Origin of the sequence: Mycobacterium sp. pV006, from assembly GCF_041287115.1 — a bacterium.
Lineage (GTDB): Bacteria > Actinomycetota > Actinomycetes > Mycobacteriales > Mycobacteriaceae > Mycobacterium.
In genome coordinates, this window is record NZ_JBGGKT010000006.1 from 153,369 (window position 1) to 164,561 (window position 11,193).

Annotated in this window: 10 protein-coding genes; all 10 read right to left on the reverse strand. The window is 65.0% G+C overall.

Annotated features, from left to right (window positions below; translation table 11 throughout):
• Position 1: 1 nt before the first annotated feature.
• From ACAG25_RS11765 to ACAG25_RS11810, 10 genes are read right to left on the reverse strand one after another with little or no spacing between them, the layout of a single operon-like run.
• Complete coding sequence (locus tag ACAG25_RS11765) at positions 2 to 826, reverse strand: polysaccharide lyase (protein WP_370488620.1); 825 nt, start codon at positions 824 to 826, stop codon at positions 2 to 4.
• Positions 826 to 2,343 (reverse strand): oligosaccharide flippase family protein, encoded by a 1,518-nt coding sequence (locus ACAG25_RS11770; protein ID WP_370488621.1) that lies wholly within the window; start codon positions 2,341 to 2,343, stop codon positions 826 to 828. The genes ACAG25_RS11765 and ACAG25_RS11770 overlap by 1 nt, the downstream gene beginning before the upstream one ends.
• A complete protein-coding gene (locus ACAG25_RS11775; protein WP_370488622.1) occupies positions 2,340 to 3,551 on the reverse strand; it encodes a glycosyltransferase in 1,212 nt (403 codons plus the stop codon). Before ACAG25_RS11775 ends, ACAG25_RS11770 begins: the two co-directional genes overlap by 4 nt.
• A gap of 6 nt (positions 3,552 to 3,557) precedes the next feature.
• Complete coding sequence (locus tag ACAG25_RS11780; RefSeq protein ID WP_370488623.1) at positions 3,558 to 3,848, reverse strand: acyl carrier protein; 291 nt, start codon at positions 3,846 to 3,848, stop codon at positions 3,558 to 3,560.
• A gap of 29 nt (positions 3,849 to 3,877) precedes the next feature.
• Complete coding sequence (locus tag ACAG25_RS11785; RefSeq protein WP_370488624.1) at positions 3,878 to 5,098, reverse strand: pyridoxal-dependent decarboxylase, exosortase A system-associated; 1,221 nt, start codon at positions 5,096 to 5,098, stop codon at positions 3,878 to 3,880.
• Positions 5,095 to 6,669 (reverse strand): acyl-CoA ligase (AMP-forming), exosortase A system-associated, encoded by a 1,575-nt coding sequence (locus tag ACAG25_RS11790; RefSeq protein WP_370488625.1) that lies wholly within the window; start codon positions 6,667 to 6,669, stop codon positions 5,095 to 5,097. Before ACAG25_RS11790 ends, ACAG25_RS11785 begins: the two co-directional genes overlap by 4 nt.
• 43 nt (positions 6,670 to 6,712) lie before the next feature.
• A complete protein-coding gene (locus tag ACAG25_RS11795) occupies positions 6,713 to 7,582 on the reverse strand; it encodes a hypothetical protein (protein WP_370488626.1) in 870 nt (289 codons plus the stop codon).
• 22 nt (positions 7,583 to 7,604) lie between these two features.
• The gene (locus tag ACAG25_RS11800) at positions 7,605 to 8,672 is read right to left on the reverse strand and encodes a polysaccharide deacetylase family protein (RefSeq protein ID WP_370488627.1); all 1,068 of its coding nucleotides are present in this window, start codon (positions 8,670 to 8,672) and stop codon (positions 7,605 to 7,607) included.
• Positions 8,669 to 9,838 carry a glycosyltransferase family 4 protein gene (locus ACAG25_RS11805; protein WP_370488628.1) on the reverse strand — a complete coding sequence of 390 codons (1,170 nt, stop codon included), beginning with the start codon at positions 9,836 to 9,838 and terminating at the stop codon, positions 8,669 to 8,671. The genes ACAG25_RS11800 and ACAG25_RS11805 overlap by 4 nt, the downstream gene beginning before the upstream one ends.
• Before the next feature lies 1 nt (position 9,839).
• Positions 9,840 to 11,177: a nucleotide sugar dehydrogenase gene (locus ACAG25_RS11810; protein ID WP_370488629.1), complete on the reverse strand. Its 1,338-nt coding sequence runs from the start codon at positions 11,175 to 11,177 to the stop codon at positions 9,840 to 9,842.
• Positions 11,178 to 11,193: the final 16 nt, after the last annotated feature.

The following is an 11,193-nucleotide window of genomic DNA, read 5'->3' on the forward strand; positions in this document are numbered from 1 at the left end:
CTCAGAGCCCACCTTCGTCGGCTGCGGCACGGAACCCGGTGTGGTACACGATTCCGGTGGGCCGCGCGGCTTGCCGGTAGTAACCCTCTTTGTAATAGCAGGTGGTGGTGCCCGGGACGAGTGTGCTGAGAAAGTAGGTGTCCGAGCCGTCCGCAAATGCTTGTCGGGAACCGTTGTGCCACAGTCTGATCCATCCCTGTGTCGGGTCGGTCGACCAGTTCACCTCCATCTTGATGTCGTGCCAGGTTCCGACAGCCAGCGGCGTCTCGAAGACGGTTCGGCTGTCTCGGTAGTCACCCGGGCTGTTCTGTTCTTCGATGTCGAGTGTCCAGTACCCGCTTCGCGTTCCGACGCTCCACTCGAACGCGGCGCTGCCCCTGCTGGAGTTCGGGTGCCAACCGTTGGTCACCCCCCAGCCCAACTCGGCATGGTTCCGCGGGAAGCTGGGATCGAACATCGTGGAGAACGCATACCAGCGCGTCTGGCCCTCTCGACCGCCGGTGTCACCGGAGTTGGACCCGACGTCCGAACGTTCGCCGCCGGCAAAGCCCGACCAGTCCCCCGAGCGCACTTCGAAGCGCGCGGCATGACCTTTCACCGGGTCGCTGACCACCGTTGCCGGGTACGACGGAACGTAACGCGCCCCCGAACCGTTGTAATCACGGTTCTGCACGCTCGGCCACTGGCTGAAATCACCGGTCGAGTAGTCGCCGATGAACAACAACTCGGCCTTGCCGCGCGGCAACGCGATCCCGCCGACGCAACCCGCAGCCATGGTGGTGGCGATCACCACCACCGCACTGAGAACAATCCGCAGACCCGCCATCACCATTCCTCCGTGGGCTCTGTGCCACGGCGACGCAATTGACGCACCGCAGACACCAACTCGTTCCATGCAGCCGGCACGAACGCCGCCAGGCCGGCACCGTAGAGGGCGAGGTAACCCACGCCCTGGCCCACCATCAGTGCGACCCCCAACAGGAAGCCACGCTCATCGGAGTGGGCGACCGTGTGTTCCAACACTCCGAGGGCCAAGGCCGGAGCGGCCGCAACCAGAAGCGGCGGGATCAGGCGATGCAGGAGATCGCCGTATGACACCCCTGCAAGGGGCCGAGCGAGAAGCAGGCTGAGCACTCCGGCGGTCAACGACGACGCCGACAGGGCCAACCCCACCCCCGTCAGTCCCATCGGGAGCAGTCCGAACAGCAGGCTGATCCCCAGCACGGTGCTGACGATGGTCACCCAGTGCAACCGCCGGGTGCATCCGACACCCTTGATCGACTCCATACCGACCGCCATCAGTGCGACGCCCGGACCGACACCGGCGAGAGCGACGAGCATGAATCCGGCGCCCCGCCACTTCTCGCCGAGGAGAACGGTGACCAATGGTTCGCCGGCCGCGACGATGAACAAGGCCACCGGGACGATGAGACACCACAGCACCTGCAGCGCACGCAGGAACGCGTTCGCGAACCGCTGGGTATCGGTGGCGAGGCGGGAAAACGCGGGGAACAGCACGTAGGAGGCGACGTCGATGACCGCGATCTCCGGCAGGGAACCCAGCCGGCGCCCGTACCGGTAGTAGCCGAGGGCTGTGGCATTCAACATTGCGCCCACCACCGCGGTTTCGATCAGTTCGCGGGCCTGATTGATGACGTTCCACACCACCAGCGGCAGGGAGAAGCCGGCCAGTTCGCGCCACAGTGCGAACGACGGGCGCCCCCGCACCCCGGGACGCCAACCTGCCAGAACCCAGCTCGCAACCAACCACGCCGTTATCGAGCAATAGGACCCGACGACCAAGCCCCAGACACCGAAGCCCTTGGCGCACAGTGTGACCGATGTCAGTGCGAAGGTCAGTGCGGTGACAGGCTGGACGATGTAGCGTTCCCTGAAGTCGAACCGTCGCTGCATCAACGCATCCGGCACATAGGTCAACGCGTGCAGCACGATGGTGCCGGATGTGACCGCCGCGATGAGGCCGACGATCTCGTCGCCGAACAGTCGCGCCATCAGCGGTGCGCAGGCCAGGGCGAGCAGAGCCCAGCCCACGCCGGCCAGCAGCGTCGACCAGAAAACGGTGGCGGTCACGTCGTCGAGTCGATCACGCCGCTGCACCAATGCATTGGCCATTCCACCCTCGGCGAAGGTGACCAGAAAGCCGGACAGCACGGTGCCGGCCGCGAACCAGCCGACCTCGACCGGCTCGAGGAGCCTGGCCAGGATGAGCGTCTGGCCCAGTGACACCAGTTGGGTGAAGACGAGCATTCCCGTCGCGATGGCCGCACCGCGTCGTAGCGTGCCCGACAGCGCACCCGGTGTCACCACGTCGCCTTCGGTCATGTCGTGGTTTCCAGGGATCCGACCTCGAAGAGATCCCGCCATCCTGCCGCGGCGACACCCCACGGGTAACAGGTGTGCAGGAGTGCGTTTGCGTTGGCTCGCAGCCGTAGTCGACGCGCCGGATCGTCGAGAAGGTCGAGTACCGCCGCAGCGAAGGCGTCACCTCCGTCGGCGATCGCAAGATGCACACCATCGATCACGTCAGGCATCGCCTCGACGCCGCGCGGCGTGGACACCACGACGATGCCCATACCGAAGGCCTCCAGGACCTTGTTCTTGATGCCACTTCCGGTCTGCATCGGGTTGATCATCACGGGATAGGACGTCACCGCAGCACGTAGATCGGACACGAAGCCGGACAACCGGATCAGCGGCTCCCGCTCCGCCATCCTCTCCAGCCATGACGGGGCGTTGCCGCCCACCACCAGCACGGCGACACCCTCCGAACGCAGCCGCGGAGACCACACCTCGTCGAAGAAATACCGCAGCGCAGCAATGTTCGGTTCGAAGTCCAGGTTGCCCCAGAACACGACGGCACGGCGATGTCCCGGTAGGGGTAGTGGAGCGAGATACGATTCGTCGACTCCGTTGGGCACGGTGAGCACGTTCGTCCGTCCCCCACAGAGCCGCTTGATCTCGGCGGTATCGGCGGCTGATGCAGTGACGACCTGATCGAAGAGTTCCGGTAGTCGCGACTCGGTCCGACGGACCCGCCACAGGTCGACAAGTTCGCCGAACACCCGACAGTGATTCCAGCCGCCATGACGTATCGCGCGACTCGATCGCAAGGCCATGCTGTCGCAGAGATCCAACACCTTCGGGCAACCCCTGACGTCGGCCACCAACTCTGCGACCTCGGCACCGAATACCGCGATCCTGTCGATGCCGTGTGCTCGCATCAGGTCTTCCAGCGTTCGTCGCGCCGCCGCGAACTGTTCCCGTCGACTGGTTTCCAGGTAATGGTCGTCGCTCAGGCGTAGGTGACGCCGTAGCGACCGCGGACCGTCGAGCAACGGCGGACACTCGGTCACAGTGTCGAATACCCCCGGATCCATGCCTGTCGAGGGGCTGACCGCCGGCAGCGGGTACAACGGGACCACCAACAAGTGGCGCGCGTCCGGGATCAACTCACAGAGTGGTCGGGTCCGCAGGTCCGTCCCGTTCGACATGATGTCGACGCGCGTCGAGGCGATTACCAGAGTCGGCATGACGATCTAACTCACTTCCGGCCACGATTCCAGGTGCGACCGAGCGCTTGCTTCGACGAAGGCCGCCAGGGTGCCGACGGTCTCGAATACCTCCCCGGTGAGATCCTCGTCGTCGATCTCCAAATCGAACTCACGCTCGAGTGCGACCGCCAGGGCAACCACCGCCATCGAGTGCAGTTCGGGCATGCTGTTCAGCAGCGGAGTGGACCCGGTCAGCGTCTCGGCACGATCACCCAGACCCAGTGTCGCCACGATGACCCCGATGACCCCGCGAAGTGTCGCGTCCCTGTATTGCATTTCATTCCCTCCCAGTTGTTTTCAGATGGTTAGACGAGCACTTCGGCCGGGTGCGGATGGCCGAGAAAGGCAGTCGGGCTGGCGGTCAACCCGTATGCACCGGCTTGGAAGACCACGATGAGATCACCGACCTGAATCGATGGCAGCATCACCTCGTCTCCGATCAGATCGAGCGGCGTGCACAGGCAGCCGACAACGGTGACCGTCTCCTCCGCGGGCTCGTCGATCCGGTTGCCCACCGCGATCGGATAGTTCCGCCTGATCACTTGTCCGAGGTTGCCCGAGGCAGCCAGTTGGTGGTGCATCCCGCCGTCGACCACCGCGAACTCGCGTCCCCGCGAGCGCTTCCGGTCGACGACGCGCGTGACGTACACACCGCACTCACCGACCAGATACCGACCCAACTCGAGCACGACCTCGGCCTGGGGCAGGTTCGGGGCCAGTCGGGTTTCCAGGAGCTCCGCGAGGTCTGCACCGATAGCGCCGACGTCGAGTGCGGTGTCCTTGGCGAAATACGGAATACCGAAACCGCCACCCAGATTGAGGTATCGCACCGGTGTGGGCAGCAAGTCCGCCAAAGCGACCACCAGTTCCACGGTGTGCCGTTGTGCCGCGGAAAGAATGTCGGCCCTCAGATTCTGCGATCCCGCGAACACATGAAAGCCGAGCATTTCCACATCGGCGGCGACCAGGCGTGCAAGTAGGTCCGGTACGAGTTCGACGTCGACGCCGAACTGCTGCGGTCCGCCCCCCATCCGCATACCGGCGCCCTTGACCTGGAAGTCCGGGTTGACACGCAGCGCCACCGCGGGTCGGATCCCCAGTCGCTCACCGGTCTTCACGATGCGCTCAGCCTCGGTCTCGGACTCGATCTCCAGGACGACGCCCGCGGCAACCGCCTGCTCGATCTCGGCCTCGGTCTTTCCCGGGCCCGCGAAACTGACCCGGTCCGCGCGTATCCCCGTGTTCAATGCCGTTGTCATCTCGGCCGCCGAAGCGACGTCCATCGCATCCACCAGGCCCGCCAGATGCCCCACCACCGCGGGCATGGGGTTGGCTTTGACCGCGTAACTGATATGCAGGGTCGGCGGCAGCACCGACCGCAGAAGTTCGACCCGGGAGGTGAGCAGCCGGCGGTCGTAGGCGAAGAAAGGTGTCGCGCCCACCCGCACGGCCAACCGCTCCAGGGGGATGCCGCCGGGAGCCAGCTGACCCTCGACCCGGTCGAACGCGTCGATGGCGCTGTTCACGGTCCCAGCGCCTCTCGGATCGCATTGCGGTCGAACTTGCCGTTCGGTGAGCGCGGGATCTCCCGCCACACCGTCACCTCCGAAGGCACCATGTACAGCGGCAGATGCGCCCTCATGACGGCGAGTAGCTCGACGGTGTCGAAGGATTCGGGATCGGCGGGACTCACGACGAGGACGACCCGCTGGCCCAGACATTCGTCTGCGACTCCCACTGCGATGGCGCCGCCGACCCACTGTGTCGCATAGGCCACTTCTTCGATTTCGGTGGGACTGACGCGATACCCCGAGGTCTTGATCATCTCGTCGGCACGCCCGACGAAGTACAGGAAGCCCTCCTCGTCGGCGACGACCGTGTCACCGGACCACACCACGCGTTCGGTGGTGGGGCAGTCGGGAGGATGTAGATGCCAGGGCTTGAACCGTTCGGCACTGCGTACGGGGTCATTCCAGTACCCGAGCGCAACCGAGGGACCTCGGTGGACGAGTTCCCCTTCCTCGCCTGGGTCGCAGACCGAACCGTCGGGACGCGCCACGATGATCTCCGTGCCGGGAATCGCCTTGCCGATCGAGTCGGGTCGGCGGTCGACTTCTTCGGGGTCGAGGTAGGTCGAGCGGAAGGCTTCGGTCAGCCCGTACATCAAGAACGGCCGGGCGAGCGGGAACAGTGCACGCAGCTTGTCGAGGGTGGGCTTGGGCAGACGCCCTCCGGTGTTGGCGAAGTAGCGCAGCGCCACCGCGGCCGCTGCGGTCCACGGTTGTTCTGCGATCTGGATCCACAACGGCGGAACACACGTCAGAGCGGTCACTCCGTGGCGGGCACACAATCGCGGGATGTCGGCGGGGCGCAGATAGTTCGCCAACACCACGTGGGCTCCGACGCTGAAAGCTGTCGTGAGTTGGCTGAAACCGGCGTCGAAGCTCAGTGGAAGCACCGCGAGGACCACGTCGTCCGCAGTGTTCTGCAGGTACTGGGCCACGCTCTCCGCACCGGCGATCAGGTTGCGGTGGCTCAGGACCACGCCTTTCGGCTTACCCGTACTACCCGAGGTGTAGAGGATGGCGGCGATGTCGGTCTCGACCGCGACAACCGGGGCGGTATCCGTATCACTCTCGCCGCAAACCACAGGCCACGAGTGGACTCGGTAGTGCCGGCGGGGATTGTCCTTCTGTTGACCGGTGCCGACCAGCACGACATGACGGAGTCCGGGGCAGTCGAGCAACTCCTGCTGCAGTACCCCGAACCGCGTCGGCGAGGTCACCAGCACCGTGACGGCACAGTCATCGAGGATGTGGCGGACCTGGGGCGCCCTCAGGGCCGGGTTGACCGGCACGAAGACTCCGCCGGCCAGCGAAGTTCCGAAGATCGCCACGACCGTGTCGATGCGCTTCTCGAGATACACGGCGACACGTTCACCCCGTTGCAGACCGAGCATCGCAAGTCCGGCCGCCGCGCCCCTGGTGCAGTCCCACAGGCGCCTGTAGCTGACGGTTTCGTCGAGGTAGGTGAGCGCCGGGACGTCGGGGCGGGAGCACGCGTGTTCCTCGAGCAGGTGGTGCACATTGCTTCTCATTCGACGTCGGTCCTTTCGATCCTCGGTCCGGGGGCGATCCGACTCACCACCGCATGTTGGTCAGTTCGCTGTAGAGAAAGTCGATCTGGTCGGGCCGTAGGGTGGCGCTGCGAAACATCTTGGCTCTGGGTGACACCGTGGCCGACCACGCGAAATCACCGTCGACGACGTGCTTTTCGATGAGCGTGGCCACCATGCCGTAGCGCAGCAGCAGATGCTGGAAGAAGTGCGGAGCGGCAGTCCGGAACAGGTCCGGGTCGCTGACGTAGACCAGCGCAGCGAAGCGCCGGATGTTCTTCCGGGGCACACAGCGGAAAACCACGTGGCAGACGTTGTCTCCCTGCGCGATCACCACTTGGCGGGCCGCGACGGCGTCTCTGTGGTCGCGGTAGCGCGCCAGGTCGTCGCCGTGCAGGACGCGCTCGATCTTCCGGTCGCTCGAGTACACCCGGATACCTCGCGTACGTAGCGGCCAAGGCAGGTTGGGTACGGCGACAGTGGTGGTGTCCAGTGGGATGAATCCCAGACGGGTGTTGAGCTTCACCACCTCTGTGGAGGGCGAGAGGTCGGTGAAGTGATACGCCCTCTGCCGCAACAAAGCCCGAAGGAGTCGCAGCGCATGTGCGCGGTACGCGTCGGTGACGCACCACGCCGCGAGATTGCAGAATCGCTGTCGGACACCGTCGATCTCGCGCTCGGAATAGACCGCGAGGTGAACCCCGACCACGTCGTCCCGGCAGCAGAGCATGAATCCGTAGTTGGGTTGGTCGACCGTCCAGGTGGGCCGGATGTCCGAAGCCCACCGGTCGACGGGCACCGCCGGATCGAGTTCCTCGTGGAGGAACCGCGCAACGGCGTGCAGGTCCACCGATGTGATCGGCTGCAGTCGCACCCCGTGCTGTTTGAGAGGCACCGACCCTGGGCGGTTCGCGGTATCAGACAGCGACATTCTTGATCACCTGCTCGGAGTCCGGCTTGACAGTGGGCCTGCGACGTCTCCGGCTGGGTCTCAACGCGAAACCCGAGACCTTCAGCTTGAACACCGAGAAGGATTGGTCGGTCGAGAACCCCATCCGGGGTAGCTCCAGGGGATCGCTGTCGGCGCCTGTGAATCCATTGGTCGTGGTCAGTGCCCATCGCACACCGTTCCTGCGCAGCACGGCTTTTGCCCGTTCGTCGAAATCCTGAGCGCGTCCATTCGGGTAGGCGAAGATCGTCGGCGCTGTGCCGGTGTGGAAGGCGACGTCGCGGCACGACTGGGTGATCTCTTGATCAACCTTGTCGTCGTCGCAGCGGGACAGGATCGGATGGGTGACGGTGTGCGGGTACAAACTCACCAGGCCGTCCGCCGCCAGTTCGCGCGCCTCCGCCCAGGACAACAGTTGAAATGGTCCTCCGCGGGCGGCGGATTGCTGTCCGAGCGCGGTGACAACGCGTTCCACACCGGCGAGGCGGACCGCGTCGGGCAGGTCTTTGCAGCGCTCGATCAGTTGGTCCCGCAGGGTGTTCCGTTCCACTTCGGTGTGCAGTGCACACCTACCCAGGCCCTCGGCCGAGAGGTCGATCTCGCTCACCTCGGTCTGTTTGAACGCGGTCCACAACCGGTCCGGCCACAACAGTTCTGTGGTCCCCATCGGGCCGGTGGCCAGGAACACCGCCGCAGGAAGTCCGAGCTCTCGCAGGACCGGCGCGGCGTTGGTCAGTAGATTGCGGGTGCCGTCGTCGAACGTGATCGCCGCGGCCCGATCGGGCAGGGTCCCGTTCCCGAGCCGGTCCAGGGCTTCTTCGAGCGGGAGCACGTTGAAGGATCGACGTACGTAGGCCAGATCACGCTGCAACGTCGCGGAATCGATCACCCAGTCGCAGGACGGTGTCAACGGTTCGGCCTCGACACCGTGAAACATCAGGATGGCCAGCTTGCCCGACCGTCTCCGGCGGGCCAGCCTCGCCGCTCCGAGTGCGCACAGCACGGTGGCCGCCCGGTCTTTCATCGCAGTTTTCATCGTTCCTCCCCATCGAGGGCCTGTCGGTAGGCCGCCACGGTCTTTGCCGCGACCATCTCGGCCGCGTAGCGATTCAGGGCGGTTTCACGGGCCCGGCTCCCCAGGTGACGCGACAGTCGCTCGTCGGCGAGGACCTTGAGCATCCGCTCAGCCAACGTCGTCTCGTCGTCGGGTTCGACCAGATATCCGGTCACGCCGTCCTCGACCATCTCGGGGATGCCTCCGACCCGGCTCGCCACCACGGGCTTTCCGGCAGCCATCGCCTGGGCGATGATGGTTGGGGCATTCTCCTGACGAGAGAACAGCACCACGGCACGTGCGGCCATCAGTTCGAGTCGCAGGCTTTCGGTGTCGACCGGCCCCCGCATCTCGACGCTGTCGCCGAGACCCAGTTCATCTATGCGGCTGCGGAGCAACCCGATGTAGCGCTGATCGGGTTGCGGTCCGACGAGGACCAGGGTGGCCTGCGGCATCGACTCGCGCGTCGCAGCGAAGGCATTGACGATGCCCAGTGCGTTCTTGTTCGGTGTGAACACTCCGGCGAACAGCAGGCGCGGTGGTGTCCCATCCGGGTTCACCGCGGTGAAGAACTCCGGTTCTATCGGGTTGGGTATGACCACCCGGGTGCCGGTGAGCGGAATGTCGAGCACCTCGGCGTCCCACCCCGAGATCGAGATGATGACCTTGCCACGACGCAGCACCTTCCGTTCGAGTCGGCGGATCAGATTGTCGCGCAGGGCGCCTCGAAGACCTGCGTTGAGCATGGTGTCGGTACTGCATCCGGGCAGCGTGATGCCATGGACGGTGACCACGGCGTCGGAACGACAGCGTTGTGCGATGTCGCCGTAGACCCCGATCTCCTGACCGTGCACCACATCCGGCTGGACACGGTCTACCAGCTTGCGGGCCTTACGTCGATCGAGCACTGCTCCGGTGAGGGCGCGCAGGCGGCGCTGACCACGCAGATAGTGAACCTCGACCTTCGGTCCCTCGCGTCGGTACGCAGTCGGCGCATCGCCGTCGTGAAACCGCAGCACCGTGACCTTCTCGATGTCGTCGCGGGCCGCCAGGGCGGGTACCAGCGCGCTGGTCGCGGACTCTATACCTCCGCAGACCATGCCCGGTTCCAATGGATACGGGCCCATCATCACGACGCTGATCGCCACGTCACCACCCGATCCCCTGGTAGTTGCTCGTCTTGCGCAGATACTCGGCGCCGGGAAGCCGGACCAGGTCGACGATGAATCGGTCGCCTCCGGCGCGGTCGATGACGTCGACCACCTTCGGGTCGCGCGTCCCGACGACCAGCAGTTCACCGTGGTCGAACACCGCATCGGCGTCATCCGTCAGCAGGTCACCGATGTGCGGTAGCTGCTGGGTGATGACGGTCTTGTTCGCTCCGGTGAGGCGGGAGAGCACGACCGTCGGGTCGTAGATCTTGATGTCGAAGCCCTTACCGAGCAGGCGTTCGGCGAGCTCGAGCATCGGGCTGTCCCGGAGATCGTCGGTACCGGGTTTGAAAGACAGGCCGAACATCCCGATTCGATGTCGCCCGCTCTCGAGGACCAGATCGACAGCCCGGCGCAAGTGACTCTCGTTGGAGGTCAACAAGTTCGCCAACAGCGGCACATCGAGGTCGTTGCGGCGTGCTGTGTGCGTCAGAGCGCGCACGTCTTTGGGAAGGCAGGACCCGCCGAACGCGAACCCGGGCCGTAGGTAGGCGGTGCTGATGTTCAACTTCGTGTCGGACAGGAAGATCTCCATGACCTCGTGCGAATCCAGCCCCAACGCCGCGCAGATCGCCCCGATCTCGTTGGCGAAGCCGACCTTGAGCGCATGGAAGCTGTTGTCGACGTACTTCGTCATCTCTGCGATCTTGATCGGCACGTGGAACTGTCGGCCCGGGAGTCCTTCGTAGAGGGCTGCCACCGATCTGCCACTGCGACAATCGGTCTGACCGACAACGGTTTTCGGCGGACTGAAGAAGTCACGGACGCTGGTGCCCTCGCGGAGGAATTCGGGGTTGACACACACGCCGAAGTCGACGCCTGCCCGCTTCCCCGACGCGGATTCCAGCCGCGGGATGAGCAGACTCTCACAGGTCCCCGGCACCATGGTGCTGCGATACACCACGGTGTGCCAACTGTCCTTGTCAGCCAGCGCCGTCCCGATCGCTTGAGTGACCTGCTCCAGATACTGGGTGGACAGTCCCCCGCCGTGAGCCGACGGAGTGCCGACGCAGACCAGGGAAAGATCACTGTCCGCGATGGCAGCCGCCGTGTCGGCGGTGACGGTCAGATGCCCGGTTGCCACCGCCGCGGCGGCGAGCTCGCCCAGCTGTTCCTCCACCACCGGCGAATTACCTTGCGCCAGAGCGTCGATCTTCTCTTGATTCACATCGACACCGACGACCCGGTGTCCCCGCGCGGCCAGGCATACCGCGCTGACGCAACCGACGTACCCGAGGCCGAAGACGCTCACCGGCGTCACCATCTGACCGGTCATTTGCTCACCGTTCCCA

Excerpts from the sequence above, each read along its gene's own strand:
- ACAG25_RS11765 (WP_370488620.1), bottom strand. The coding sequence starts at position 826 with ATGGCGGGTCTGCGGATTGTTCTCAGTGCGGTGGTGGTGATCGCCACC.
- ACAG25_RS11770 (WP_370488621.1), bottom strand. The coding sequence starts at position 2,343 with ATGACCGAAGGCGACGTGGTGACACCGGGTGCGCTGTCGGGCACGCTA.
- ACAG25_RS11775 (WP_370488622.1), bottom strand. The coding sequence starts at position 3,551 with ATGCCGACTCTGGTAATCGCCTCGACGCGCGTCGACATCATGTCGAAC.
- ACAG25_RS11780 (WP_370488623.1), bottom strand. The coding sequence starts at position 3,848 with ATGCAATACAGGGACGCGACACTTCGCGGGGTCATCGGGGTCATCGTG.
- ACAG25_RS11790 (WP_370488625.1), bottom strand. The coding sequence starts at position 6,669 with ATGAGAAGCAATGTGCACCACCTGCTCGAGGAACACGCGTGCTCCCGC.
- ACAG25_RS11800 (WP_370488627.1), bottom strand. The coding sequence starts at position 8,672 with ATGAAAACTGCGATGAAAGACCGGGCGGCCACCGTGCTGTGCGCACTC.
- ACAG25_RS11810 (WP_370488629.1), bottom strand. The coding sequence starts at position 11,177 with ATGACCGGTCAGATGGTGACGCCGGTGAGCGTCTTCGGCCTCGGGTAC.